20 protein-coding genes and 1 pseudogene are annotated in these 25,556 nt (G+C 62.8%); 11 read left to right on the top strand and 10 right to left on the bottom strand.

What is annotated here, in order from left to right; translation table 11 throughout:
• Positions 1-12: 12 nt before the first annotated feature.
• On the bottom strand, positions 13-978 hold the full coding sequence (locus tag PW789_RS08480; RefSeq protein ID WP_299374302.1) for a hypothetical protein: 966 nt from the start codon (positions 976-978) through the stop codon (positions 13-15).
• Positions 979-1,181: 203 nt separating this feature from the next.
• Here PW789_RS08480 and PW789_RS08475 point away from each other — a divergent pair, with 203 nt between their 5' ends.
• The 3 genes from PW789_RS08475 to PW789_RS08465 all read left to right on the top strand — a co-directional run bounded on the left by PW789_RS08475 (position 1,182) and on the right by PW789_RS08465 (position 4,919).
• Positions 1,182-1,535: a hypothetical protein gene (locus tag PW789_RS08475; protein WP_299374299.1), complete on the top strand. Its 354-nt coding sequence runs from the start codon at positions 1,182-1,184 to the stop codon at positions 1,533-1,535.
• 131 nt (positions 1,536-1,666) lie between these two features.
• On the top strand, positions 1,667-4,393 hold the full coding sequence (locus PW789_RS08470; RefSeq protein WP_299374296.1) for a TonB-dependent receptor: 2,727 nt from the start codon (positions 1,667-1,669) through the stop codon (positions 4,391-4,393).
• Positions 4,394-4,475: 82 nt separating this feature from the next.
• Complete coding sequence (locus tag PW789_RS08465; RefSeq protein WP_299374293.1) at positions 4,476-4,919, top strand: MerC domain-containing protein; 444 nt, start codon at positions 4,476-4,478, stop codon at positions 4,917-4,919.
• A 49-nt stretch (positions 4,920-4,968) separates the two neighbouring features.
• Here the strand turns inward: PW789_RS08465 and PW789_RS08460 are convergent, their stop codons facing one another.
• Complete coding sequence (locus PW789_RS08460; protein WP_299374290.1) at positions 4,969-5,364, bottom strand: hypothetical protein; 396 nt, start codon at positions 5,362-5,364, stop codon at positions 4,969-4,971.
• Between the two features lie 242 nt (positions 5,365-5,606).
• Between PW789_RS08460 and PW789_RS08455 the strand changes: the two genes are divergently transcribed.
• The gene (locus tag PW789_RS08455) at positions 5,607-6,536 is read left to right on the top strand and encodes a DMT family transporter (RefSeq protein WP_299374287.1); all 930 of its coding nucleotides are present in this window, start codon (positions 5,607-5,609) and stop codon (positions 6,534-6,536) included.
• 4 nt (positions 6,537-6,540) lie between these two features.
• Here PW789_RS08455 and cysS read toward each other — a convergent pair whose 3' ends face one another.
• Both cysS and tsaD read right to left on the bottom strand, forming a co-directional pair.
• A complete protein-coding gene (gene cysS, locus PW789_RS08450; protein ID WP_299374403.1) occupies positions 6,541-8,034 on the bottom strand; it encodes a cysteine--tRNA ligase in 1,494 nt (497 codons plus the stop codon).
• A 127-nt stretch (positions 8,035-8,161) separates the two neighbouring features.
• A complete protein-coding gene (gene tsaD, locus PW789_RS08445; protein ID WP_299374284.1) occupies positions 8,162-9,385 on the bottom strand; it encodes a tRNA (adenosine(37)-N6)-threonylcarbamoyltransferase complex transferase subunit TsaD in 1,224 nt (407 codons plus the stop codon).
• A gap of 22 nt (positions 9,386-9,407) precedes the next feature.
• Between tsaD and PW789_RS08440 the strand changes: the two genes are divergently transcribed.
• The 3 genes from PW789_RS08440 (at position 9,408) to PW789_RS08430 (ending at position 14,495) form a co-directional block, all read left to right on the top strand.
• A complete protein-coding gene (locus PW789_RS08440) occupies positions 9,408-10,805 on the top strand; it encodes a CCA tRNA nucleotidyltransferase (protein WP_299374281.1) in 1,398 nt (465 codons plus the stop codon).
• Between the two features lie 131 nt (positions 10,806-10,936).
• Complete coding sequence (gene fdhF / locus PW789_RS08435) at positions 10,937-13,966, top strand: formate dehydrogenase subunit alpha (RefSeq protein WP_299374278.1); 3,030 nt, start codon at positions 10,937-10,939, stop codon at positions 13,964-13,966.
• Between the two features lie 52 nt (positions 13,967-14,018).
• Complete coding sequence (locus PW789_RS08430) at positions 14,019-14,495, top strand: DUF1641 domain-containing protein (RefSeq protein WP_299374275.1); 477 nt, start codon at positions 14,019-14,021, stop codon at positions 14,493-14,495.
• Positions 14,496-14,513: 18 nt separating this feature from the next.
• Here PW789_RS08430 and PW789_RS08425 read toward each other — a convergent pair whose 3' ends face one another.
• Positions 14,514-15,788, bottom strand: a complete 1,275-nt coding sequence (locus PW789_RS08425; protein ID WP_299374272.1) for a D-tagatose-bisphosphate aldolase, class II, non-catalytic subunit — start codon at positions 15,786-15,788, stop codon at positions 14,514-14,516.
• Between the two features lie 16 nt (positions 15,789-15,804).
• On the bottom strand, positions 15,805-17,709 hold the full coding sequence (locus PW789_RS08420; RefSeq protein WP_299374268.1) for an enterotoxin: 1,905 nt from the start codon (positions 17,707-17,709) through the stop codon (positions 15,805-15,807).
• Positions 17,710-17,933: 224 nt separating this feature from the next.
• Between PW789_RS08420 and kdsA the strand changes: the two genes are divergently transcribed.
• The gene (kdsA, locus tag PW789_RS08415; RefSeq protein ID WP_299374266.1) at positions 17,934-18,785 is read left to right on the top strand and encodes a 3-deoxy-8-phosphooctulonate synthase; all 852 of its coding nucleotides are present in this window, start codon (positions 17,934-17,936) and stop codon (positions 18,783-18,785) included.
• Positions 18,786-19,009: 224 nt separating this feature from the next.
• Here kdsA and PW789_RS08410 read toward each other — a convergent pair whose 3' ends face one another.
• Positions 19,010-19,909, bottom strand: a complete 900-nt coding sequence (locus PW789_RS08410; protein ID WP_299374263.1) for an OmpA family protein — start codon at positions 19,907-19,909, stop codon at positions 19,010-19,012.
• Between the two features lie 307 nt (positions 19,910-20,216).
• The gene (locus tag PW789_RS08405; RefSeq protein WP_299374260.1) at positions 20,217-20,777 is read right to left on the bottom strand and encodes a DUF2393 family protein; all 561 of its coding nucleotides are present in this window, start codon (positions 20,775-20,777) and stop codon (positions 20,217-20,219) included.
• Positions 20,778-20,942: 165 nt separating this feature from the next.
• Between PW789_RS08405 and PW789_RS08400 the strand changes: the two genes are divergently transcribed.
• Positions 20,943-21,122: a hypothetical protein gene (locus tag PW789_RS08400; protein ID WP_299374257.1), complete on the top strand. Its 180-nt coding sequence runs from the start codon at positions 20,943-20,945 to the stop codon at positions 21,120-21,122.
• A 30-nt stretch (positions 21,123-21,152) separates the two neighbouring features.
• Here the strand turns inward: PW789_RS08400 and PW789_RS08395 are convergent, their stop codons facing one another.
• The gene (locus PW789_RS08395; RefSeq protein WP_299374254.1) at positions 21,153-21,914 is read right to left on the bottom strand and encodes an ATP-binding protein; all 762 of its coding nucleotides are present in this window, start codon (positions 21,912-21,914) and stop codon (positions 21,153-21,155) included.
• 251 nt (positions 21,915-22,165) lie between these two features.
• Here PW789_RS08395 and rpmE point away from each other — a divergent pair, with 251 nt between their 5' ends.
• Both rpmE and PW789_RS08385 read left to right on the top strand, forming a co-directional pair.
• A complete protein-coding gene (rpmE, locus tag PW789_RS08390) occupies positions 22,166-22,396 on the top strand; it encodes a 50S ribosomal protein L31 (RefSeq protein WP_299374251.1) in 231 nt (76 codons plus the stop codon).
• A 153-nt stretch (positions 22,397-22,549) separates the two neighbouring features.
• A pseudogene (locus PW789_RS08385) lies at positions 22,550-23,846 on the top strand (tRNA dihydrouridine synthase).
• A gap of 6 nt (positions 23,847-23,852) precedes the next feature.
• On the opposite strand, the gene PW789_RS08380 reads toward PW789_RS08385, so the two are convergent.
• Positions 23,853-25,412, bottom strand: coding sequence for an FAD-dependent oxidoreductase (locus PW789_RS08380; RefSeq protein WP_299374247.1), 1,560 nt, complete (start codon positions 25,410-25,412; stop codon positions 23,853-23,855).
• Between the last annotated feature and the right edge of the window lie 144 nt (positions 25,413-25,556).

Raw genomic sequence — 25,556 nt, 5'->3', positions numbered from 1 at the left:
CGACACAGATCGTCAACGCGGATTCAGCGCAAACGGCCGCTTCGGCTGCGGCAGAATCGCATCGCGGTTCTGCCCCGCCGTGGGATGCACCCCGAAGTCCCATACCCCGAGATTCACCTCGCGGTCCGACAGGACCTCCATCAACGCATACTCGCCGAAAAGCAGCGACTGCTTCGGCGTCAGCTTCATCCAGTGGCCTCCCGGCAGCATCTCCCTCGTGGTCTCAATGACATCCTCATCCCGGCTCGCCGTTCCCAGCGCGCTGATCTTGAACGACGCCACCACCCTCGCCCCCGTCCGTACATCGGCGCGAACGATCACATAGCGACTGGCCGTCGGGTCCAGCGGATGCTTCTCGTCCATCTCCGCCGAGGCGCCATGCGTATCCACCGTCATCGGCCTGCTGCCGTCGAACCCCGCCACCGGCTGGCCGATACGGATGTAAATAGCAGGCTGATCGACGTGCAGCTGCACCATCGACTTCTCGCCCTTCAGCTGCACCAGCTGGTGCGAGCTGGAGAGCGGATTGATCATCGCCTTCACAATGTTGTGCGCCGTATTGTGGTTCAGCTCCCCCTCCGACTGCGGCAGCGGCACCAGCTGCGGCTGATCGCGGTAGGTGTCGAGCACCACCATGTTGTCGAGATCCGGCAGGCGCAGGTCCGGCGCGACCTCCGGGGTCAGCGCGGCACGGTCCGCTTCTTCCTTCAGCAGCTCCGGGTCGATCGGGGCTGCAGCCTGCCCTTCGGCATCGCTGCTCCTGGCATGATCGCGCTCCCAGCGCTTGGTGGCATCGAAGTCCACCAGCGCAGACGGAATCTCCTCCTCGGAGCCTCCGCGCTCCGCCGAGACATAGCGCACGCGATCGCCCACGATCCGGTAGCTCATCACCAGCTGGTAGGTTCCGTCCTTCAGAATCAGTCGGGTACGATGCGGGGCGGAGTCATCGGCCGGGACCAACGGCTTCTGCTGCGCCATGACCACTGCAGCCGAAAATGCCAGCCAGCCAGTCAGCATCAGAAAAAAAACAGAAAACTTTCTTTGCGCCTCACCCGTCTTACCCATAGCCCTGACAGTGTAGCCTTCCGCGCCCCTCTTTTTGACGTTTCCGGGGCCCCCACCTGGAATCGCAGGTTTGGCCCTCACGCACGAGCTATGCTAAACAGGAGAGAAGCGCTTTCATGAAACAGGTCCTCCAACTCGGCCTTCGCGAGAACCGCCCCATGTGGCTGCGGGTACTGGCGCTGGTCTGTGTCCTGGTGGTGACCGTCATGAGCACGGCGCAGGTGGCACACACCCACGCCGAGTTCTCCGCGCTCAAGCAGCAGAATCCAAAGCACAACGGCCCCTCGCCGGACGATCACTGCCCGCTCTGCGTGGCGATGCACTCCGCGCTTGCGGCGCCCCAGCACTTCACCCCCGAGCCAACGCTCTCGATCCAGAGACTCGATTCGGTCGCCGTCGAGGCCGAGCGGATCTTCCGCTGGCGGTTCGAGATGGCCAGCCGGCCGCCACCTGCACAGGACTCCATCTAAAGTCCCTGCAGGCAAAGAAGTCTTTTCATTCGGTCTCACACTGAAGCAAAGCTCTGCCTGTCATGCCGTGCACCCTTGCACCGCACTTGTTGTAAGCACCGATGCTCATTGAGCTCGACAGGAGTTTCCCTATGCGCCAGTCCGTCGCCCAACGGCTTTTTCTCTCCCTGTTTCTCTTCGTCTTCGTTCTGCCCTTCGCTCACGCCTTTCAGAGCAGCTCCGGCACCATCTCCGGCACCGTGACCGATCCCTCCGCCGCCGTCATTCCCGGTGCCACCGTAGAACTCAGCAACCATGTCACCGGCTACATCCGCACCGTCAAGACGGACGCCACCGGGCAGTACCACTTCTACAACATCCCCTTCAATCCCTACCACCTCGTCGTCACAGATGCGGGCTTCGCCAGCAACACCAAGATCATTGACGTCAGGTCGCCGGTCCCAATCGTGAATACGGTTCAGCTCAACATCATCGAATCGTCGCAGACCGTCACCGTCGAGACCGGCTCCGACCTCATCGAGAACGACTCCACCTTCCACACCGACGTCGATCGCTCCACCATGGACCGGATGCCGCTGGAGAGCCAGTCATCCTCGCTCAGCTCCATCGTTACACTCTCTTCTCCAGGCGTCGCCGCCGACTCCAACGGTCTCTTCCACGGCCTCGGCGATCACGCTGAGAACTCCTTCTCTATCGACGGTCAGCCCATCACCGACCAGCAGAGCAAGGTCTTCTCCAACCAGATTCCCTCCGACGCCCTGCAATCGCTCGAGGTCATCGGCGGCGCTCCCACGGCGGAGTACGGCGATAAGACCAGCCTCATCATCAAGGCCACCACGCGCTCCGGTCAGGGCGTCACCACACCGCACGGCAACATCTCCTTCGATTACGGGACCTTCGGCACCACGTCGATCGACGGCACGCTCGCCTACGGTGGACAGAACTGGGGCAACTTCGTCGCAGTCAGCGGCATGAACTCTGGCCGCTTCCTCGATGGCCCGGAGTTTCAGACGCTGCACGACAAGGGCAATCAGCAGAACATCTTCGATCGCGTCGACTTCCAGTTCAACGACGCCAATTCGCTGCACACCAACCTGCAGTACACCCGCTCATGGTTCCAGACGCCGAACGCCTTCGACACCATGAACGTCTCCGACCAGTATGGCAACCCCGTCGGTCCCACCGATCAGCGCTCCAAGATCGAGACCTTCAACATCGCACCCACCTGGACGCATACGCTAAACCAGTACAGCGTGCTCAACTTCGGCGCCTACATTCGCCGCGACGCCTACAACTACATCCCCAGCAACAACCCTCTCGCCGACCTCGGCCCCATTCAGCAGGAGACGGTGCAGCAGTACCGCACCCTGACCAACGCCGGCGTGCATAGCGATATCACCTGGGCCAAGGGCATCCACAACGTGAAGATCGGCGGCATGTATCAGCAGACCTATCTTCGCGAAAACCTCGACACCGGCCTTGTGGATGCGTCCCTCAACGCTCCCTGCGTCGACGCCGACGGCGATGGCGTGAGCGGCTACACCGATCCCGCGCAGTGCGCCACGGCGGGCCTCACAGCGAACGCCGCGTTCAATCCCGTCCTGCTGCCGCACGACATCACCCGCGGCGGAAGCAACTACGCCTGGCATGGGCAGGCTGCCATCAAGCAGCTCGCGCTCTATGCGCAGGACCAGATCACCAAGGGTCCCTGGCTGTTGAACCTCGGTATCCGCGGCGACTTCTACAACGGCCTCGCCATCCAGCGTCAGGCAGAGCCCCGCGTCGGCATCTCCTACAACATCAAGCAGACCAACACTGTGCTGCGCGCCTCCTACTCTCGTGCGCAGGAGACCCCGTTCAACGAGAACCTCGTGCTCTCCACCAACGGCTGCTACGACCCCGTCATCCAGGGCATCTTCGAGACGCTGGGCAGCTGCGTTCCCGCACCCTTCAACCCCGGCTTCCGCAACGAGTTCCACGCCGGCTTCCAGCAGGCCTTCAGCAAGCACCTCGTCATCAGCGCCGAGTACATCTGGAAGTACACGCACAATGCCTACGACTTCTCCGTCTTCGGCGCTACGCCCATTACCTTCCCCATCGAGTGGAAGAACTCCAAGATCCCCGGATGGATGCTGCGTGCCAGCGTTCCCGAAACGCACGGCATCAGCGGCTTCGTCGTCATGTCCTCGGTCGCCGCACGCTTCTACAACCCGCAGGTCGGCGGCGTCGGCACGACACCCGGCACTCCCGGCTCCAACTATCCCTTCCGCATCGACCACGACGAGCGTTTCAACGAGAGCGCACATCTGCAGTACGCCCTGCCCTTCCGTAAATCTGCCTGGCTGGGCTTCAACTGGCGCTTCGACAGCGGCCTCGTCGCCGGTGCTACGCCCTGCTACAACACGACCGACCCCAACACCGGATGCTCGGACTACTCCTTCGACGCCAACGGCAACCCGCTGACGCTGAACGGTGCGCCGGCGGTCAACCTCTCCAGCCTGACGGCCGATCAGCAGTTCCAGGCCGGGCTCTCCTGCGGCGGCGTCAAGGCGACACCGACCAGCGCACTGCCCGACCTCTGCGCAGCATCCCAGCTCAGCTCGTCGCTGCTCAACATCCCGACTCCCGGCACCAGCAACGACGACCACAATCCACCCCGCGTCAAGCCGCGTAACCTCTTCGATCTCGCATTGGGTGAGGACAACCTCTTCCACGGCGACAAGCGTAAGGTCGGCCTGCGCCTCACAGCAGTCAACCTCACCAACAAGGTCGCGCTGTACAACTTCCTCTCCACCTTCTCGGGCACGCACTACGTCACACCGCGCTCGATCACCGGAGAGCTCAGCTACAGCTTCTAAGACCGCACCGCAACACGTCGAAGGGCGCAGCATCGTCTGCGCCCTTCGACGCGTTCCTTCAACACACCCAGGACACCTCTCGATGCACACTCTTGCCTCTTCTTCGCTGGCGCATCTGCGCCGCCACGCCGATCATGCGGGCGTCCTTGCCTCCGGCCTCTGCATGATCCACTGCCTGCTCACTCCGCTGCTGATCAGCGCCTTTCCGGCGCTCCTGCAGTGGCTTCCCGGCGACGCCAGCTTTCATCGCGCCCTCGCCATCTCTATCCTGCTGGTAAGCACGCTCGCCTTTCTTCCCGGCTATCGCCTCCACCGCCGCAGATCGCTGCTCGCGCTCGTCGCAACCGGCATCGCCCTCGTTGCTGTCGTCGCATGGCGCGGCGAAACCCTTCCCCACCGATTGGAACTTGCAATCAGCATTCCCGGCTCGCTCATGCTGATCGCCGCACACCTCGCCAACCGCAGCTTCTGCCGCAGCTGTCCGCCATGCCGCAACGCCGCATCATGCGGAACCACGCATCTCTAAACCAGAGAAATCATGAAGTAGGAGGGAACGGCAAGCAGAGCGCCTGAACTTACTGGGCGTTCTCCCGCTGTTCCTTCATCTTCTCTTTCATCTCTTCCTTTATCTCGGCGTACTTCTTCTTCTGATCGTCGTTCAGCACGGCCTCGATCTTCTTATCGCTGTCGTCCATGATCGACTTCGCCTCGCGCGCCTTCTTCATCTTGCGCATCGACGTATCGCCCTTCAGCGCCATCATCTTCTGTTGCCGGTCGGCGATGATCGGCGTGATTTGCGTCTTCTGATCATCGCTCAGCGACAGCTTGCTGCTCATCATCTCCACCACCTTCTCCGGCGGAGGCGGCGTCTGATCGGCTGCCTGATAAGCGAACGGCGCCGCCATCAGGAATGTGGGCTGCATACTGCCGAGTCCTAGAACCCATACTGTGAGCAAGAGATACTTCTTCATTGTTGTTCCTCCTGCGCCGAATTCTGACGACCATGGCGCTTGCTGCGCGGCTTTTTTGACAATCACGACACCCCCTGCGGAGTGCGGGCGTAAGTGTAGCCCAACTCACCCATCCGTCACAAAATGCCGAGCCGGCAAAAAATGCCGCATCCTGCCTCCCCCGCCTTCATCCAAATTCAGCAAATCGGAATGACAGTCAGTACAACGTGTGTCGGCCAACGGCACTCCGGGGAAGATCAATCATGACTCGTCGCGACATCGCCGAACTACTGTTTCTCTCCGCCGTCTGGGGAGCTTCGTTCATCCTCATCGAGATCACCGGTCACAGCTTTCCTCCAGCCTGGGTCGCGCTGCTGCGGCTTACCTTCGGGGGAGCGCTTCTCTGGGCGGTGCTGTTGCTTCGTCGCCGAACCCTTCCACCCCGCAGGATGATCGTGCCGCTCCTGCTCGTGGCGCTGTTCAATAACGCGATCCCGTTCTGCCTCTTTGCGCTTGGCGAACGCACGGTTCCAAGCGGCATCGCCGCCGTGCTTAACGCGACAACACCGATATGTGCGCTGCTGCTGTCATTCGCCGTGCAGAGTATGCGCCCCGCTCGCGCCACCATCGCGGGTGTCCTGCTCGGCTTCGCCGGAGTTGTCATTGTTGTGCTTAGCCACGAAGGCGCAGCGCACAATACAGCTTCCTCCGTGCAGTTCTATCTCGGCGTACTGTTCATCGCCATCGGCAGTCTCGGCTATGCCATTGCGACCGTCATCGCAAAGAGCCGGCTGCAAGGTCTTGACCCCATCGGTCTGGCCACGACGCAGCTATCGCTCGCATGGTTAATGATTCTCCCCGTCGCGCTCTTCGGCCCGCATCCGACGGAGATCCACCCCAGTTCCATCGTCTCGGCCATCGCCCTGGGTTTTGCAGGCAGCGGCATCGCCTATTTGCTCTACTACGATCTGCTCAGCCGCATCTCATCCACACACGTCGTCGCAGTCACGTATCTGTTGCCCGTCTGGGGACTCTTCTGGGGCTACGTTGCTCACGAGCCCATTCTCTGGACAGCCTACCTCGGCGTGCTCATCGTCATCGCTGGCCTCGCGCTGATGAATCTTTCATTGCGAACCGTTCCAGCAACGAAGACACCTCCGATGGAGGACTGCGTAACCTGCGACGCCAGCTAAAGAACTACTTACGCCGCCAGCGAACGCCGTCCTTCGAATCTTCGATCAGCACGCCCTTCGCCATCAGCTCGTTGCGGATCGCATCCGCGCGTGCAAAGTTGCGCGTCTTCTTGGCCTGCGTCCGCTCCGCCACCAGCGCATCGATGTCTGCATCGGTAAACGCGAAGTTTGTCAGCAGCTCGGGAGCGATCTCGCCCGATCTGCCTTCCGCCTCCGCCCACGCCAGCGCAGCACGCGTAATCTCCGCATCGTTGTCCTTCAGCACCGCGAAGACACCGTCGAACAGATTCAGCACCTCGAGCACCGCATCGACATCCTTCTTCGTCAGCGTGCCCGCATCCGCCGAGCTGTTCGCCACGCGCACCATGTCGAAGATCGCCGCACGCGCCTCTGCGGTGTTCAGATCGTTGGCCAGCGCCTCCGTGTACTTCAGACGCGCCTCGCCGATCTGCTGTGTCAGGTTGTCGGCGATCTCGCCCGGCCTCTGCGCCACTGTCTCCGGCCACGCTCCCTTCAGCATCCGCTGATGAAACGTGCGCAGCCGCTCAATCGCATTCGTCGATTCCTTTAGCGACTCGAAGGTGAAGTTCATCTGGTGGCGATACGGCACCGAGATCAGCAGAAAACGAATCGCCGATGCGCGATAGCCCTTCAACAGCAGGTCGCGCAGCGTGTAAAAGTTTCCCTCCGACTTCGACATCTTGCGGCCTTCCACCAGCAGAAAACGCACATGCATCCAGTGCCGCGCAAACGGCTTGCCCGTCGCCGACTCCGACTGCGCGATCTCGTTCTCGTGGTGCGGAAACATCAGGTCCTCGCCACCGCAGTGCAGATCGATCGAATCTCCCAGAAACTTCATCGCCATCGCCGAGCACTCGATGTGCCAGCCCGGACGGCCGCAGCCCAGCTCCGTCGTCCAGCTCTGCTCGCCCGGCTTGCAGGCCTTCCACAACGCAAAGTCGCGCGCCGCGTCCTTCTCGTACTCGTCGATATCGACGCGCGCTCCGTCTTCAATGCCTTCGAAGTCCTTGCGCGAAAGCTTGCCGTACTCCGGAAAACGATCGATGCGGAAGTACCAGCTGCCGTCCTCGGCCTTGTACGCGATGTCCCGCGCAGCCAGCTTCTCGATCAGTTCCACCATCTCGGGAATCGCGCTTGTGGCATGTGCGACGATCTCCGACTTTTCGATGCCCAGCGCATCGGAGTCCTCAAAGAATGCCTTCTCGTACTTCTCCGTGTACTCGGCGATCGGCTTGCCCGCGGCAGCGGCGTTGCGAATGATCTTGTCGTCCACGTCCGTGATGTTCATCACGTACTTCACCGGGATGCCGATCTGCTGCAGAAAGCGGCGCAGCACGTCGACATGCAGGAAGGTGCGGAAGTTGCCGATGTGGCCGTAGTCGTAGACCGTCGGCCCGCAGCAGTACATTCGCAGCTCGGGAGCGCCGACCGGTTCCAGCGTCTCAACCTTGCCACCCAGGGTATTAAAGAGTTCCATCGTTGCCACGTGCGCTCTTGTCCCGCCGCAGCCGAGCACGTAGCGCGGTGCAGACCTCTCGCGAAATAATCGATCCTGCTTATTTTATCGGATTTACCCGAACCCACCAGCCGCTGCCGGGGTAAGCCTAAACCCCGCCCAGCCGCAGTTGTGGCGCTGGCCCCAGACCGTCATCGGCAAAGTCGCCCATCACCAGCTTCTGCCACGCCGCCGCCGCAATCATCGCCGCATTGTCGGTCGAGAGCGCCAGCGACGGAAACGCCACCGCCAACCCGCGCCGGTCGGCCTCCGCCCGGAACCGCTGACGCAGCTCGCTATTGGCGGCCACACCGCCCGAAACCACGATTCCTCGCGCGCCAAACGTCTCCGCGGCAGCAAAGCTCTGGCGCAGCAGGTTCCCCACCACGGCGTACTGAAACGAAGCAATCAGGTCAAGCGTTTGCTGATCGCAAAGCGCAGCCGCCTCCTCCGACCCCGGCGTCCACTCCGGATGCTCCGCCAGCCTGGCCCGCCGCGCCGCCACGGCCTCCCTCATCCCATGCGTCTCGATATAGCGCAGCACCGCCGTCTTGATGCCGCTGAAGGAGAAATCGAAGCTCGGCCCCTCGGTCCTCGGCGGAGCCTTCTTGTTCTTCGGCTCCACGCCGTCGCGACTCACGCGCGGCTTGATCTGCGCAAAACGAAACGGTACCGCCTGCGGATTGCCGCGCTTCGCCAGCGCATCGATCCACGGTCCGCCGGGATATCCCAACCCCAGCAGCTTCGCCACCTTGTCGTACGCCTCGCCCGCAGCATCATCCACCGTGCGACCCACATTGCGATAGCGCCAAGCTCCCTCGCCCCTCTGCTCTGCGAGATCCCTCTGCTCCCCGAGGTAAAGATGCGTGTGGCCCCCCGAGACGACCAGCGCCAGCAACGGCAGCTCCATCGGCTGCTCCGCACGCTGACGAGCCTCCATCAGCACCGCATGAATATGCCCCTCAAGATGATTCACGCCGATCAACGGCTTCTCAAATCCAAGCGTCAGCGCCTTCGCATACGTAATGCCCACCAGCAGGGCGCCCGCAAGCCCTGGCCCCTCCGTCACCGCAATCGCATCGAGATCCTCAAAGCCCACGCCCGCGCGGCTCATCGCCTCGCGCACCACCGGAACGATGTTGCGCAGATGCTCACGCGAGGCCAGCTCCGGCACCACGCCGCCGTAGTTCGCATGTAGATTCATCTGCGAAGCCACCACGTTCGACAGCGCCTCCGTGCCTCCGCGAACCACCGACGCCGCCGTCTCGTCGCACGAGCTCTCGATCCCGAGAATCAGTCCTGTCTTCCTGCTTGTCTCGCCCGCAGAGCGCATCTCTTTATCATAGGGGACGGTGATGAACGAGTCAGCCCATCCCGACGCCACGCCCGGCTACGCCGCCGCCCGCAACATCGCCGGGACGCTGCGCCACGCCGGACACCAGGCCTACCTCGCCGGCGGCTGCGTGCGCGATCTCCTCCTCGGCCTCGCGCCCAAAGACTACGATGTCGCCACCAGCGCCACACCCGACGAGGTTCTCCGACTCTTCCCCGACAGAAAGGCGATGACCGTAGGCGCACACTTCGGCGTCGTCCTCATCCGTGAGTCCGACGACAGCTCCACCGAGGTCGCCACCTTCCGCCACGACGGCGCCTACACCGACGGCCGCCGCCCCGATGCCGTGCGTTTCGCGACGGATCCGAAGGAGGATGTGCTGCGCCGCGACTTCACCATCAACGGCATGCTGCTCGATACAGCCCTCTACGACACCACCGGCGACGTCGCCTCCGCAACCCTCGACTACGTCGGCGGACGCGATGACCTCGCCGCGCGCCTCATTCGCGCCATCGGTGATCCGCTGCAGCGCTTCACCGAAGACAAGCTGCGCATGCTGCGCGCCGTCCGCTTCGCCGCGCGCCTCGGCTTCGCCATCGAACCTCGCACCGCCGCGGCCATCAGCCAGCTGGCCTCGCAGGTAACCGTCGTCAGCACCGAACGCATCCGCGATGAGCTGACCCTTATCCTCACCGAGGGCGGGGCGCGGCGCGGCTTCGAGCTGCTCGACGAGCTCGGCCTGCTGCCGCACATCCTGCCCGAGATCACGCGCCTCCACGGCGTCGAGCAGCCGCCCGAATATCACCCCGAAGGCGACGTCTTCCTCCACACCATGCTGCTGCTCGAAAACCTGCCCCCCGGCGCATCGCCCACGCTCGCCTGGGGAGCGCTGCTGCACGACGTCGGCAAGCCCGCAACCTTCCGCGCACCCGACCCCGCCATCCCCAACGATCGCATCCGCTTCAACGGACACGTCGAGGTCGGCGTCCGCATCGCCGAAACCCTGCTGCCCCGCCTGCGCCTCTCCAACGAGGAGATCGCCCAGATCGTCGCACTCGTCAAAAATCACATGCGCTTCGGCGACGTAAAGCACATGCGCGAATCCACGCTTAAGCGCTTCCTGCGCCTGCCGCGCTTCGACGAGCACCTCGCACTGCACCGCATGGACTGCCTCTCCTCCCACGGCGACCTCAGCCTCTACGACTTCTCGAAACAGCGCTACGAAGCCGTGCCCATCGAGGAATTCCACCCCACGCCCCTGCTCACCGGCCGCGAGCTCATCGCCGCAGGTTATCGTCCCGGCCCAAAGTTCAAACGCATGCTCGAAGCCGCGGAAGACGCTCAGCTCGAAGGCGCCATCCACACCGCGGCCGAGGCGCTGCAGCTCGTCCACCGGCGCTTCGGCAACCCCGACAACTAGCTCCCACCCGGCGGATCGGCTCAGGCCAACTCACTCTTTCGGGTATGCCTCCCCGCCCGCCCGTGTCCGGTAAGCGGCTATATACTCTCAGCCAGGCGATACAACGTCTGCCATCGGAGCATCAAAGAGATATGGCTTCCCCACGCCCGCTGCTCAATACGCCCGCCGATCCCTCCCCCAACATGCAGATCACCATAGACGGCGTGCGGGTTCCGGCGCACTCCGGCGGCCTGCTCATCGACCTTCTCAATACCCGCCGCGAAGCTCTCAAGCAAGAGCCCCTGCCACAGGTCTGCTACGTCCCGCAGATGGGGCCTATCGAGAGCTGCGACACCTGCATGGTCCAGGTCGACGGCAAGCTCGTCCGCGCCTGCGGCACCCGCATCACGACAGGTATGAACGTCGTCACCACGGGGGAGACCGTCGACATCGCGCAGCGCGAGGCCTTCGACCGCATCCTCAAGAACCACCAGCTCTACTGCACCGTCTGCGACAACAACAATCAGAACTGCACCGTACACAACACCACGGCGGTGCTCGACGTAAAGCACCAGTCGCGGCACTACACGCCCAAGCCCTATCCGCAGGATCACTCCAACCCCTTCTATCGCTACGATCCCGGCCAGTGCATCCTCTGCGGCCGCTGCGTCGAGGCCTGCCAGAACGTGCAGGTCAACGAGACGCTCAGCATTCAATGGGAGAGCGAGCATCCCCGCGTGCTCTGGGACGGCGGCGAAAAGATCGACGGCTCCTCCTGCGTCTCCTGCGGCCATTGCGTCACGGTCTGCCCCTGCAACGCGCTGATGGAAAAATCGATGCTGGGCGAAGCTGGCTACCTCACCGACATCCCGCCGAAGGTCCTCGACGACATGATCGACGTCGTCAAGGCCATCGAGCCACCCATCGGCTACGGCCCTATCCTCGCGCTCTCCGAGATGGAGGCCGAGATGCGCCACGCCCGCACCAGGCGCACCAAGACCGTCTGCACCTACTGCGCCGTCGGCTGCTCCTTCGAGGTCTGGACCCGCGACCGCCATATCCTCAAGATCGAGCCCACGCACGGCCCCGCCAACGGCATCTCCACCTGCATCAAGGGTAAGTTCGCCTGGGGACACATCAACGCCGAAGACCGCCTCACCTCGCCGCTCAAGCGCGAAGGCGATACCTTCGTCGAAATCTCATGGGCCGAGGCGCTCGACCTCATCGAGACAAAGTTCTCTCAGATCAAGCGCGATCACGGCCCCGACGCCCTCGGCTTTATCGCCTCCTCCAAGTGCACCAACGAAGAGAGCTACCTGATGCAGAAGCTCGCCCGCGCCGTCGTCGGCACCAACAACGTCGACAACTGCGCCCGCTACTGCCAGAACCCCGCCACCATGGGCCTGCAGCGGACTGTTGGCTACGGCGGCGACTCCGGCTCTATCTCCGACATCGAACAGGCCGGGCTCGTCCTGATGATCGGCTGCAACCCCGCCGAGAACCATCCCGTGCTCTGCACCCGCGTCAAGCGCTCGCACAAGTTCCGCGGCCAGCGCCTCATCGTCGCCGATCTGCGCAAGCACGAGATGGCCGAGCGCGCCGACATCTTCTTCCGCCCCAATCCATCCAGCGATATCGTCTGGCTCAACGGCATCTCCAGGTACATCCTCGACCACAACCTGCACAACCCCAGGTTCATCGCGCAGTGGGTCAATCACTTCGACGAATTCAAGGCATCGCTCGAGCCCTTCACCCTCGAGTACACCGAACAGATCACCGGCATCCCGCAGGCGACGCTCATCACCGTCGCCAATGAGATCGCTGCAGCCAACGGCGTCTGCATCCTCTTCGCCATGGGCGTCACGCAGCACTGCGGAGGCTCCGACACTGCAACGGCGCTCTCGAATCTCCTTCTGCTCACCGGCAACTACATGCGCCCCGGCGCCGGAGCCTATCCCTTGCGCGGCCACAACAACGTGCAGGGCGCCAGCGACTTCGGCTCCATGCCCAACGTCTTCCCCGGCTATCAGAAGGTCGACGACGAATCCGTTCGCGCCAAATTTGAAGCTGGATGGGGCGTCTCGCTACCCACCGCCGCCGGCAAAGATAATCACCAGATGATCGACGCCATCCTCGATGGCTCGCTCAAAGCGCTCTACATCAAGGGCGAAGACACCATCACCTCCGACTCCAACGCCAACTACGTGGCCAAGGCGCTCTCGCAGCTCGATTTCTTCATCGTGCAGGACATCAACTTCTCCGAGACCGCGCGCTACGCCGACCTCGTACTGCCCGCCGCCGCATCGCTGGAGAAAGACGGTACCTTCACCAGCACCGAACGCCGCGTCCAGCGCATCTACAAGGCACTCGATCCGCTCGGCGACTCTAGGCCCGACTGGGAGATCATCCAGCTCATCGCACAACGCCTCGGCGGCAAGTGGAACTACACGCATCCCTCCGAGATCATGGCCGAGGCCGCCTCGCTGACACCGCTCTTCGCCGGCGTCGATTACTCCCGCCTCGAAGGGTTCAACAGCCTGCAGTGGCCCGTCGCCGCAGATGGCACCGACACCCCGCTGCTCTTCACCGACGGCTTCCCCTTCCCCGACGGCAAGGCACGCTTCTATCCCACCGAATACATCCCTTCCTCCGAAGAGAAGAGCGAACGCTTCGACCTGCATCTCAACAACGGCCGCCTGCTCGAGCACTTCGAGCAGGGCTCCATGACCTATCGCACCGAAGGCATCCGCGACATCACACCGAACAGCTTCGTCGAAGTCTCCCCCGAGCTCGCCCGCGAGCGCGGCATCGTCACCGGAACCACCGTCCAGCTCACCTCAGCCCACGGCCGTGTGCGCATCAAGGTGCTCGTCTCCGACCGCGTGCAGGGCAGGCAGCTCTACATGCCGCTCAACACCGTCACCGAGCCCGTCAACCGCCTCACCAGCAGCCACACCGACCGAGCCACGCACACGCCGGCCTTCAAGGAAACCGCCGTCAGCATGACCGTCCTCCCCGAAGAGCCCGGCCCCAGCCCGCTGCCGCGCCGCAACTTCCGCTTCGGCAAACGTACACCGCAGGACGGCGTCGAGATCGAACGCAAATGGGCGCGCGAGGACTACCACCTGCCCGGCACCTCGCCCAAAGATAAGCTCGTGCAGATCACGTCCACCACCGTCTGACCCAGGCATCGTCCAGCCGAGCCACCGTCAAGCTCAACCACAGGAGACACGCATGGCAGCCCCGCTCAACTTCAAGCCCGCACCCGCCGATCCGCACGTCGAGCTGCAGCGCCGCCTCGACGCCGCGCCGCGCGAGCACGCCGAAGCGCTCCTCGTGCTCTACGACATCGTGCAGGCCGCGCACGACAAAGGCATCCTCGACACCGTTCACGGAGCCATCACCGCACGCGACACCATCTTCGGCAAGCTCGCCGAACTGGCCCGCACGCCCCAGGGCGAAACCGGCATCCGCAACATGCTGACCTCCGCGCGGCTGCTCGCCTCCATCGATCCCGAGCTGCTCGAGCAGCTCACCAACACACTGACACCCGTGCTCAACGATGCCACCGAGCAGCAAAAGCACGAGACGACACCGCCGTCCCTGTGGCAGATCTTCAAACGCACCACCAGTGAAGACGGCCGCCGCGGCCTCTCCTTCGCCACACTTCTCCTCACCGGCCTCGGACGTTCGCTGCAACAGAAAAAATAGCCGCTCGCAAATTGCTCTTTACGAAGGCAGGCAAGCCGCCGCATACGGGCGCAGCGCCATGCGAATGCGGTGCAGCACCAGTTCCAGCGGATCCGTGCCGATGGCGCCCAGCCGGGCGGCACGATGCTCCTCCGGCATCCATGCGCTGACCAGCGTCTCCGGCACCGCCACAGAACGAAGATTCTCCATCAGCGTCGCCGTAGCCTTCTGTGCCTCGGCAAAGTGCCAGTAGTAGCGCATACGGTCGCTATAGCTGTAACGGCGCAGAATCCTCTGCTCCTCCGCGCTGCCGTGATAGTGCTTGGCCCAGTTGGCAGGCTCGCGCACCATGATGGCCTCCATCGTGGCTGCAAGATTCGACCGCCGATCCTTCGCGATCAGCTCGCGCTCGATCGTCTCCAGGCTGAACAGCGCCTCGCGCATGGCGAACGTCAGCGCCGGCCCTACCTTCAGGATCGCAAAGCCGTTCTGCACCAGCTCCACATAACCCTGCGGATTCTGATAGTCCGTCGAGTGCGCCTCAAAGACCAGCGACGGATGCTCTTCCAGCAGCGTCACCAGGTCGCGCGCCTTCTCCGGAGCGTAGTCCACGACGCTGTCATGGTTGAACTCCACGCCCGGCTGCACCACGATGCCCACCACGCGCGGCCACGCCGACTCCAGCCCATGCGCCTGAAAGATCTCACGATGCACACGCAGCGTCTTCTCCGCCGCGGCCTTCGCCGTGACCTCCAGGTGCGACAGGCTCTCCGTCGCTCCCCCTGGAATCGGCACCTCCGTGCCGATGATGTATACCGGACGCTCCCCCGTCACCGCAGCCTCCGCCGCTGCGCACATCTGCGCCGCGCGTTCTGCAATCGTCTCATCGCTCAGCGGAGCTATATCGTCCGCGCACGCCATGCTGGCGTCCAGGTGCAGCTTGGTGAATCCCGCCGCCGCGTAACTCCGCATCATCTCCAGCGCCAGCGGCATCGCCTGCGCCGAAGGCAGATTCTGCCACGGATTCGGCCCCAGGTGATCGCCTCCCAGGATCAGCTTCTCCAGCGGAAATCCTTCCTCCGTCGCAATCGATTCCACCAGCGCGCGAAAGTCCTTCGGCAGCATGCCGGTATAACCGCCCTGCTGATTGACCTGGTTCGACGTCGCCTCAATCAGCAGCGGCATCGCATCCTGCTTCGCCTGCCGCACCGCGGCCCGCAGCACCCAGGGATGCGCGCTGCATACCGAATAGATTCCACGCATCGCGCCATCCTGCCTGCGCGACGCCACCAACTGTTGCAACAACTCAGACATCTCTGTTCCCTTTCCCTCAGCGGCTCTCGAGCGTCAGCACCTGGAAGGGCTTGAGAACGAAGTGATGCTCCGCGCCTGCATTCCATGCGATCTCCGGCTTACCCGCATCAGACTTCCACGGGCTGCGCATCCGGTAGTGTTGCTGTGCCTTCACCGGCAGCTCAAACGTCGTCTTCACATCCAGTGAGATGCTCTGTTCCCGCGGCGTCGGATTACGCAGCACAAGAATACCCCTGTTCGCATTCCACGAGGCCCAGCCATAGACTTCGCCCTTGCCAGGATCGCCGCCCACCCAGTGCGTATCCCGCAGGATCGACGCATTCTCCCGGCTCCAGCGCGCACTCTCCGCCAGCACATCCCAGTTCGCGGACGACAGCAGCGACGGCGTAATGTACATCTCCTGCAGCTGCGTGCCGCTGCCGAAGTACGAGTGCACCTCGTCCGGGAAATCGTTATTCGGATCGTCCCCCAGATGCTGCGCCTTCTCCGCATAAATCATTCCATGCAGCATCAGCGAATTCAGCGGGAACAGCGGCCCCTTCTCGACGATGTTGCGATACGTCTGCTCGTCGCGATATGTGATCCACTTCTGCCGCCAGCTCCCCTCGCCGTCGAAGCTATGGTCTTCGCCGGAGCGCCAGATCGAGTCCGCATACCGTAGCCAGAAGGGCGAAGGCTTCGTACCCGTCGTCAGGTTGACGAACAATCCGTTCTCCTGCTGTCGCAGACGTTCGATCAGGTGAATCGCCGCGGAAAAATCGCTGTCGAAGATGCTGCCCGGAAAGACCTGCCCGGCATTGCCCGTTCCGTCGAACTTGAACTGGTTCACGCCGTAGCGCTCGATAAAGTTCAGGCACGCTGCCTCGAACGCGGCGTAGTACTTCGGTCCGGAGAGCGCGTAGCCGTTCTTCACAATCTCGTAGTTCTGGCTCGTGCCGTACGCGATGCGCTCCTTCTTCTCCGTGCTGTAGCCGCCCCACGGCGACAGCCACACGCCGATTCCGAAGCCGTAGCTCTTCGCCGTCGCACGCAGCGGCGTAAATCCATCCGGGAACTGGCTGTCGAACTTCCACAACGACCTGGTATTGTCCCAGCCATCGTCCATAAGGAAAGAGTCCATCGTCACGCCGCGCTTACGCACCAGCTCTTCGCCAAAGCTATGCATCCGGTCCAGCACGCCGTCCGCGCCAAAGCGCTCACCGAAGCCGAGGTCGTACCAGGTGTTGTAGTGCAGAAACGTGCGGTAAGGATGCGCCCGCTCCAGCTCGACATACTCCAGAAAGTCGCGCCGCAGCTGCCCGGGACGCACCGTGCCGATCACCGAGGAGTAGCTGATCGACTGCCCCGCCCGCAGCGGCAGCGTACGCTTCAGACCCGCCGTCACCTCACCCTGCTCCACCGTGCTGTACGACAGCGGATGCTCGAAGCCCACGTAGAACGGCTCGCGCACAATCGGCGACCCCGCAACCGTGCCCGAGACCTTCGCTCCCTCCTCATGGAAGCGGAACATCTGCACCTCGGCGATCGGCAGAGCGTCCTTGCCCGCCGTCACCGTCAGCTCCTGCCGCAGGTACGCCGTCTCTCCGCGAGCGATGAGGCACCAGTGCACCCGCGTTCCGCTGGCAGCATCACTCAGGTCGGTACAGACCTCACGCCCGGCAACATGCGCCGCCGCGCGCGCCGCCTTTGCGTCCGCCGGTAAAGCCGTCGCCACCAGAGGGTGCTCCAGGTGCATCGTGGACGAGGCCAGCCTCTGGCCATCGTCCAGCACCAGCACAAAGACCTCGCCCGGCTTCAGCGTGCTTCCCGTGCGGAGATCCTTCACCGCAGCCAGCGACAGATGCCCGCTATCCGTCCGCACGTCTGCCTGCAGCGTCCGCGTCCCAAAGACCTCACCCGCACAGACAATCGAGGAACACATTGCCATCCCAGCTAAAGCCAAACCCGTCGCCGCTCGCAGCCGCCACATCAAGATATCCCCCTGCAACAGAACAAATCGCATATTTCGAAATAAAACGAAACAAAATGATACTTCTATATATCACGATCTATGGTGATGCGGCACGCAGAAACTGCCTCCCCGAAGCCTCATGCGCTTCCCCGCCGATAGCTCTCTTCCGTCATCTCCTATGGTCAAATATGGACGTGAACCATCCCTTTGAAATCGGCAAATCGTCTCAGGTCTCCGTCGGTCACGGACGCCTCTTTCTCATCGCCGGGCCCTGCGTCATCGAGTCCGAACAGCACGCCCGCTCCATGGCAGACGCCATCCAGCGCATCACCTCCGACCTCGGCGTCCCGTATATCTTCAAGGCCAGCTACGATAAGGCGAACCGCACCTCCATCCACAGCTTCCGCGGCCCCGGCATCGTCGAAGGCACGCGCATCCTGCGCACCATCGCCGAGAGCACCGGCCTGCCCGTCCTCACCGACGTCCACACCGCCGAGGACTGCGCCCGCGTCGCGGAATCGGTCGACGTGATGCAGATCCCCGCCTTCCTCTGCCGCCAGACCGACCTCCTCATCGCCGCCGCCGAGGCCGCCGAAAAGCACGGTTGCGCCATCAATATCAAAAAAGGTCAGTTCGTCGCCCCCGCCGATATGCGCCACGCCGTCGAAAAGGTGCGCGACTCCGGCTGCAGCCGCGTCTCGCTCACCGAGCGCGGAGCCAGCTTCGGCTACAACAATCTCGTCGTCGACATGCGCTCGCTGCCCATCATGCGCAGCTTCGCCCCCGTCGTCTTCGATGGCACGCACTCCGTGCAGACCCCCTCCGCTGCCAATGGCGTCTCCGGCGGTCAGCCCGAGTTCATTCCCACACTCGCCCGCGCCGCCGTGGCGGCAGGCGTCGACGGCGTCTTCCTCGAGGTCCACGACGATCCGCAGCACGCCAAATCCGACGGCGCCAACGCCCTGCACCTCAACCACCTGCGTCATGTTCTCGAAACCCTGCTCGCCATCCACGAGGCCGTCAAAGGCGAGGCCAGCCCGCTCTGATCCTCGATTTCACTCTGGGCCCGAGTTCGCCAGACAGTCTTTCCCGCCGAAAGTCATCAAGCAAAAAAAACGGCCCCTCGCTAGAGGGGCCAATCTGCCTTGGTTCTCTCTGGTTAGGAGAGTCTTTTGCGGGAACGATCTATGTCGCTGCCCAGCAAACTTGAGAACTTTCGGGCGGCATGACTCGCAAGGAGCGATGCCGCCCTGGGGGGAGGGCCTACCAGTTACTGGTTTGCCTCGGGGGGAGCACTGACTCCCGAGTGTGATGCTTGAGGCTGGGCCGGCACTGCATTAGACGCCGAGGACGAATCCATAGTTGCCAGGCTGTTATGCAAAAGCGTTACGCGAACGCCGTTGGTCACAGCAACTTCGCCGTCAGCTGGCTTCGTCGTATTCTTGCCCAGTCCCGACTTGTAGATGCGATAGACCGGAACCTGGTGCTCGGTGACGAGGTAGCGGGTAACGGCATCCGCCATCGCCTGCGACGTTGCTACACCGGAACGGCTGTAGGCCTGCACCTCGATGATGTATCCCTTCTCGTTGGCCAGCTTCGTCGCCACATCGTCCAGCTCAGCCTTGGCCTTCGGGCCCAGGCTCGTGCGTCCCGAAACGAAAGGAACAGCAGAGGATGTGACTTCCTGGTACTGATCCAGGTTTGTCACCGTCGTGTTCAGCGAGGTAGCGCGGTTGCTGGCCGTGGTGGCCGTGGTCTGCGCGGTGTTGGCACGATTCGAAGCGTCCGCGGCGTGCTGGTCTGCAAGATCAGCCGCGCTCTGCGCCTTGTTGATGCCTGCCGTTGCGCGGGTGTCCACGTCACGAATATCGTTTGCGTTCTTCGACTGCAGCTGATCCAGTTCGTTTACACGATCCTTTACCGGATCAACCTGCCTGTGAACCCACTTCTTACGGGCCAGGGGGTTCATATGGCCCCAGAAACCTTCCTTGGACTGAGTTTCCAGCGGCTTGCCCGTGGCATAGGTGGAGTTGTCGTCCACGCTCATGTTATTGGGGGCCGGAGCCGGTGCCGGTGTCGACTGGGTTGCCGACTGTGCCAAAGCGCTCATTCCCATGGTGGTGCCGAGTACTACAACAGAGAGACCAAACATATAGCCGGGTTTTGTCATGTTTTTATGCTCCTCGTCACCAGACGTCTGCCGTATCAGGCGTCTGTATGCCAATCTATAGAGCATCTGCCATGCCAAACTCGTAAAAATCTATATCGTGCTGATAAAGAACGCTTTACCTGAGCAATCCACGAACGGCCACCACCCCGAAGATCTTTCCGCTTCAGCAATTTCTTCCAGCCTGCGAGTAACTATTACTACCCGGGCAAAGATACGGGGAGGCACCCTCGGCGCCTCCCCGTATCTTCTTTCCCTGAAGGCTTTAGCCTCGGGCGCCTGCCGCAGCATGTCACCCGGCGGACATAGGTTACTTCGTCTCCACCCGAATGACGTGTACTTCGGGCATCTGCATATTCCAGTTCGACGGAATCGACTCGAAGATCAGCCGGAACTCGCGCTCTTCCCCCGGCCTGACCGAAGTCGCGGCCACGGTCTGCGTATCCACGTAAGGCTCCCGCGTCCGGATCAGCATCAGCGGAACCGTCTCCACCTGCGGAGGCATCTGTTCATCGTTCTTGAAGAGCACCTGCACCGTTATGCCCGTCACCGTCGAGCTGCCCGTATTGCTGACCACCCCATCGATAAACGTCGACTTTCCGCCCGAAAGGCTGGTCGACTCGCTCATCGCCAGCTTCGACAGCGGCAGGCTCGCCGCATAAGCCGCCGACGGCTGCACTCCCTTCGACTCCTCCGTCTTCTTATGTCCGGCGACGATCAGGATGCCCAGCAGCACCAGCACCACCGCTCCCGCCACCAGCCACACCGCCATCGGCATCCCTGGCGGCTTCTCCTGCTGCGGGGTAAAGACCGAAGGCTTCTGATACGGCGATCCGGGCGTCCCTTCCGGGCTGTTCTCACTTGCGCTCATAGGCCAGAATTCTATACTCCGTGCACCCGAACCAGCGTTTCCAACATCTGAATCGGTACTGGTAAAGCTTCACTCCACGGAACTTCGCAGATTTTTCATCTTCGACGAAGAACTTTCTGCCTCAGAATCACGTTAAGCAAGACAAGTACGTTAGCGAGGACCGCAATGACTCCCCCGATCGGTGCCCGAACCGATTTGCCGCATCACTCCACCGCCGCGATTGCACCTCTCGACGGCTTCGAGCCTACGCAGCCGCTCACCGCGGCGCCCTCGCCGATCTACGACTACGCCTACCGCATCGTCGCCGTCACGGCAGGCCTGGCCATGATCGCCACGTTCCTCTAATCGACCGGGCTTCTCCGCCCAGAGAAGCTCTCAGGCGAAGCTCGCCCGCTTTACCTTCTGGCGGAAGTCCTCGCCCTGCATCTCCATCACCACGCACATCTCCTGCAGACGCGACCGCATGCGTTCGCCGATCCGGTCGCCCAGCGTCTCCTCGCGCAGCCGTCCCGCCCCATCCGACCCAATGCCGCCCAGCGGAGGCAGGTTCGGGTAGTTCGTCGTGATAATCGTCGTCCGGCGGTCGTTGTAGCGCGTGTTCAGAATGTGCGCCACCGTATCCCAAACCCAGTCGGTTGGCTTCGAAGCACCAAGCTCGTCCAGCACCAGCACCTCGGCGTCAAAGACCGGCCGCAGGATGTCCATCTCCGTCTCGCGCGTGTTCGGGCTGTAGCTGTTCTGCACCTGCTTCAGCAGGTCGCGATAGTCGAAGAACAGCCCTGTCGCCCCGCGATCCACCACCAGGGCGTTCAGAATGCCGATGGCCAGGTGCGTCTTCCCCACCCCGATCGAACCGGTCAGCAGCAGACCCGTGCCGTCGGTCTCTAACGGGAAGCTTTCCACGAACTTACGCGCCCGGATCAGCGCCGCCCCCTGCGACTTGTGCGACGAGGGAAAGCCTGTGTCATAGCTCTCCAGCGTGCAGTGCTCATAGCGTTTGGGCACCGCGGCGCGCCTCAACCTCCGGGCCGCACGCTCCGCCACACGGCAGACACAGTCCTCGGCCACCTGCCGGCCATCGCGCTCCACGATGCGAAGACCCGCTCCCTCACAGATTGTGCAGACCTCCGCCGCCATGCCAGAAACCTCTCTTCCGCCTTCCAGTATCGCAGCTAACGGCCTCCCCCACGCAGCGTGGAAGGCTGTGCGAAACGCGGTGGAAAATGCTAAAATAAAGCAAGTGCTTGCCCCTTCAGGTCACTGAACCGGGCCCGGCATCGCGACAGGCTCATCGATGTGACGTGACCACGACCGTTGCAAGCGATCCGCGAAACCGAAAAAGCCAATCTCATGCGCCGGGGCAAAGAGCATCCGGCGGAAGGATCGTTATGCCAAAGCAAGGAATTCACCCGAAGTACGAGACCATCACCGTCAAGTGCGCCTGCGGTACTCACTTTGAGACCCGCTCCACGCACAAGGGCGACATCGTCCTCGAAATCTGCTCCGCCTGCCACCCGTTCTTTACCGGCAAGCAGAAGCTGATCGACACCGCCGGACGCGTCGAGCGTTTCCGTCGCAAGTTCGCCCAGTCCGATGCCGGCAAGGCAGCCACGAAGTAAGCAGTACATCGCATCACAGAGAGGGGCCTTCGCCAACCGCGAAGGCCCTTTCCCTTGCAAAAAATTCCGCCACACCCTGAGATACTGAAGACCGTGACCAAGAAGCGCTACACCCTCGAGCAGAAGAAGTGGGACGACCCCGTCGAGCACGCCATGCCCGCCGAAGCCCGCGTGCCCGCCAGCTTCACCGTCGGCAACGTCACCATCGCGCCCGCCACCGTGCTCGCGCCCATGGCCGGTGTCACCGACACGGTCTTTCGCCGCTTCATCAAGAACGCCAGCGCCTTCACGACCATCTCATCTTCCCCACAGGAGTGTCCTCCTGAGCGAAGCGACGAAGGAGCGGAGTCGAAGGACCTGCGGTTTACCTCCGACGCCACCAATGTCGAGCATGAAACATCGAACCAGCAGTCCGGCTGCGGCCTCATCATGACCGAGTTCACCTCGGCCGACGGCCTCAGCCGCATGCGCGAGACCAAGCGCAAGCGCTACCTCACCTACTACGACGACGAGCATCCCATCTCCGCGCAGCTCTTCGGCTCCAACCCCGAGACCCTCGCCGACTCCGCGCGTATCGTGCCAGGACGCCGGCTTCGACCTCGTCGATCTTAACCTCGGCTGCCCCGCCAAGCGCGTCGTCGCCTGCAACGGCGGCTCCGGCCTGCTCAAGGACCTGCCGCAGATCGAGCGCATCTTCAAGGCCATCCGCAGCGCCGTCTCCATCCCCTTCACCGTCAAATTCCGCATGGGCTGGAACGACCACCACATCGTCTGCGTCGAGCTCGCGAAGATGGCGGAGGACTGTGGCCTCAACGCCTGCGCCCTTCACGCCCGCACCCGCGAAGACGGCTACACCGGCCAGGCCCGCTGGGAGTTTATCGCCGCAGTCAAGGATGCCGTGAAGATCCCGGTCATCGGCAACGGCGACATCCGCACCCCCGAAGACGCCGCCTCCATGGTCGAAAAGACCGGCTGCGACGCCGTCATGATCGGCCGCACCGCACCCTCCAATCCCTGGATCTTCCGCCAGATCGCGCAATATACCGCCTCCAAGGAGGCCACCGGCGTCGGCACCTACGACCACCCCACCGACGCCGACCGCTACCGCATGATCCGCACCTACTTCCAGATGCTGGTCGACGAGATCGCCATCGAAGAGGCAGCCGAAGCAGCCCGCGCCGAGGCCATCATCGCCGCCGGACAGATCGCCCGCGACAAGCGCCACCGCGACGCCGTCGGCAAGATGAAGCAGTTCGCCGCATGGTTCACCCACGGCGTCCCCGGCGGAGGAGGCCTGCGCAAGCAGATCTTCGAGTCCAAAAAGGGCAATGACGTCATCGCCGCCGTCGAGCAGTTCTTCGAGTCGCGCCAGAACAGCGCCAGCGAAGACGCACCAGAGCTCATCCACGACGACGCCACCCTGCTCACCGAAGCCGCCTACTGCGACTAGCTCTCCCTAACCCTTCATCATCTGCGCCATGCGCTTGATCGCGCGATGCGCCGAGAGCGTCGCGCCCTCCTGCCAGCCCACCAGGTGCGATAGATAATCTCCGGCAAAGATCGTGCGGCCTTCCATGTTGTCCAGCTGCGTATACGCCGGCTCGCTCGACTCCAGGTGATTGTTCGCATAGCAGCCCAGCGAGTACGGAATCTTCTGCCAGCTCACGTAGATCGGCTTCGTCAGCAGCGACGACTTGCCCGGATGCAGCTTGTCGATCGCCTGCTTCGAGGCCGCCAGCTTCTCTGCCGTGGAGAGCCTGCCGAACGCATTCGGATTTCCCTTGTCGTCCGTCTCCACGTTGAAGCCGCCGATAAGGATGCCTGTCGGTGAAAACAGCTTGTCCGACGGATACCACACCAGGTCCACCACCTGCTTCGGAAAGCTGATGCCGCCGTAGATGCGGTTCTCCTTCTCCCAGAAGCGTGGCGACTCCCACGCAACCTTGTAGTTCGCCGTCATCGGCATTCCGGTGAAGGCCTTCTGCGTCGCAGCCGTAAAGTTATTCTTCGTCTTCGCCAGCACCGAGATCGGCATCGTGCAGATGCACCAGTCCGCCGTCACCGTCTGCGCCTTGCCGCCCTTCGTGTAGTGCACCGTCACCGAACCCGCGCCCGTCTCGATCTCCGTCACCGGCGCTTCATACGTGATCAGATCCCCCACCACCTTGGCGAAGCCGTAGCCGATGCGGTCCATGCCGCCCACCGGCTGAAACATCGTGGCCTGCCAGTCGATCTGGTCCTCGTAGAACTCGCCCTTCGACAGATCCGCCGCCAGCAGCTCAGAGAACTTCAGCGGCTCATGCACCTTCATCTGCTCCGGCCCTGCGCCGCGCGGCGTCACAAAGCCCGCCCGCATCGAGCCGCTGTACTTGCCCGCCGAACTCAGGTCGCCGAACTCAGCAAGAAAGTCCAGCAGGTGCGAAGCGTCCTCTTTTGACAGTTCCTGGTCGAGCGCATGCTGACTCACCGCCTTCGACAGCAGCTCCGCGATGTAGCCGCGCGAGTCGTGCACCACCTGCCGCTCCTCCACCGCCTTGCCGCCGTTCAGCGTATCCGCCTGCATCAGCGCCGAGCGCGAGAAGTTGATCTCCACCTCCAGCGGCACGCCAAGCTCATGGCAGTAGTCCAGCAGGTGCGTATGGTGCGAAGGAATGCGCGCCGGGCCAGCATTCAGATAGTGGCCGTCCTCCCACGTACACTCCTGCTTCGTGCCGTCGGTGAACTCCACCACCGTGCCCTTGCGCACCGACCACGACCGTCCGCCGGGACGATTCCGCGCCTCCAGCACCGTCACCGTAAACCCTGCCTTGCGCAGCTCGTATGCCGACACCAGACCGGCGATCCCCGCTCCAAGAATCACGACCTTCTTGCCGCGCCCAAAGTCAGCCGGAAGATCGGGCAGCTCCGAGAAACCGGTCTGTGGAATCAATCCAAGGGCATGCATCGTCGAATACGCGGCGGAGTATCCGCCAAGCTGAGCGATGCGCTGAAGAAAAACACGACGGGTAAGGCTCATGGAACGGGCTCTCTCTCGTGCTGAATTGTGGGGGTAACTGCGGCTAGTATCGCCGAACCCTGACGCCGCCGCAATACAGTTTGTAACGAACGAGGTAACAATCGGGATCGATCATCCCGACCGTGACGATCGCGGATCGTAGTG

This window comes from Edaphobacter sp., from assembly GCF_028283685.1.
Taxonomy (GTDB): Bacteria; Acidobacteriota; Terriglobia; order Terriglobales; family Acidobacteriaceae; genus Edaphobacter.
The sequence above is the reverse complement of the archived record's forward strand: the minus strand, read 5'-3'. Positions and strand labels throughout refer to the sequence as shown.

Bases quoted from the DNA above. Each gene is read 5' to 3' on its own strand.
- PW789_RS08475 (WP_299374299.1), top strand. From the start codon at position 1,182: ATGAAACAGGTCCTCCAACTCGGCCTTCGCGAGAACCGCCCCATGTGG.
- fdhF (WP_299374278.1), top strand. From the start codon at position 10,937: ATGGCTTCCCCACGCCCGCTGCTCAATACGCCCGCCGATCCCTCCCCC.
- PW789_RS08380 (WP_299374247.1), bottom strand. From the start codon at position 25,412: ATGAGCCTTACCCGTCGTGTTTTTCTTCAGCGCATCGCTCAGCTTGGC.
- PW789_RS08425 (WP_299374272.1), bottom strand. From the start codon at position 15,788: ATGTCTGAGTTGTTGCAACAGTTGGTGGCGTCGCGCAGGCAGGATGGC.
- tsaD (WP_299374284.1), bottom strand. From the start codon at position 9,385: ATGCGCTCTGCGGGCGAGACAAGCAGGAAGACAGGACTGATTCTCGGG.
- PW789_RS08465 (WP_299374293.1), top strand. From the start codon at position 4,476: ATGCACACTCTTGCCTCTTCTTCGCTGGCGCATCTGCGCCGCCACGCC.
- PW789_RS08395 (WP_299374254.1), bottom strand. From the start codon at position 21,914: ATGGCGGCGGAGGTCTGCACAATCTGTGAGGGAGCGGGTCTTCGCATC.
- cysS (WP_299374403.1), bottom strand. From the start codon at position 8,034: ATGGAACTCTTTAATACCCTGGGTGGCAAGGTTGAGACGCTGGAACCG.
- PW789_RS08460 (WP_299374290.1), bottom strand. From the start codon at position 5,364: ATGAAGAAGTATCTCTTGCTCACAGTATGGGTTCTAGGACTCGGCAGT.
- PW789_RS08420 (WP_299374268.1), bottom strand. From the start codon at position 17,709: ATGTGTTCCTCGATTGTCTGTGCGGGTGAGGTCTTTGGGACGCGGACG.
- PW789_RS08455 (WP_299374287.1), top strand. From the start codon at position 5,607: ATGACTCGTCGCGACATCGCCGAACTACTGTTTCTCTCCGCCGTCTGG.
- rpmE (WP_299374251.1), top strand. From the start codon at position 22,166: ATGCCAAAGCAAGGAATTCACCCGAAGTACGAGACCATCACCGTCAAG.
- PW789_RS08430 (WP_299374275.1), top strand. From the start codon at position 14,019: ATGGCAGCCCCGCTCAACTTCAAGCCCGCACCCGCCGATCCGCACGTC.
- PW789_RS08410 (WP_299374263.1), bottom strand. From the start codon at position 19,909: ATGACAAAACCCGGCTATATGTTTGGTCTCTCTGTTGTAGTACTCGGC.
- PW789_RS08400 (WP_299374257.1), top strand. From the start codon at position 20,943: ATGACTCCCCCGATCGGTGCCCGAACCGATTTGCCGCATCACTCCACC.
- PW789_RS08480 (WP_299374302.1), bottom strand. From the start codon at position 978: ATGGCGCAGCAGAAGCCGTTGGTCCCGGCCGATGACTCCGCCCCGCAT.
- PW789_RS08405 (WP_299374260.1), bottom strand. From the start codon at position 20,777: ATGAGCGCAAGTGAGAACAGCCCGGAAGGGACGCCCGGATCGCCGTAT.
- PW789_RS08470 (WP_299374296.1), top strand. From the start codon at position 1,667: ATGCGCCAGTCCGTCGCCCAACGGCTTTTTCTCTCCCTGTTTCTCTTC.
- PW789_RS08440 (WP_299374281.1), top strand. From the start codon at position 9,408: ATGAACGAGTCAGCCCATCCCGACGCCACGCCCGGCTACGCCGCCGCC.